Source organism: Escherichia sp. AM3 (assembly GCF_032029835.1).
GTDB lineage: Bacteria > Pseudomonadota > Gammaproteobacteria > Enterobacterales > Enterobacteriaceae > Escherichia > Escherichia coli.
The window spans coordinates 1-252 of sequence record NZ_JAVUPQ010001154.1; the positions used below are offsets into that span (position 1 = coordinate 1).

Here is a 252-nt window from a genome sequence, read left to right on the forward strand (position 1 = left end):
TCCTTGAGTTGATAAAAGGCCGCTATGCGGCCTTTTTCTTTTCTTTACAATGTATCAACATCTTAGTAGAGAAGCGAATTACAGGTATTCAACCTTAATAATTTCGTATTCCACTTCACCACCAGGGGTGCGGATGGTGACCACATCGTCCTGCTCTTTGCCAATCAGGCCACGAGCAATCGGCGAGTTCACCGAAATCAGGTTCTGTTTGAAGTCCGCTTCATCATCACCCACGATGCGATAGGTCTGCTC

1 protein-coding gene is annotated in these 252 nt (G+C 46.4%); it reads right to left on the bottom strand.

Annotated features, from left to right (window positions below):
• Window positions 1–78: 78 nt before the first annotated feature.
• Window positions 79–252: GreA/GreB family elongation factor (locus RTW80_RS30125; RefSeq protein ID WP_312721849.1), on the bottom strand; the 174-nt coding region annotated here is incomplete at its 5' end.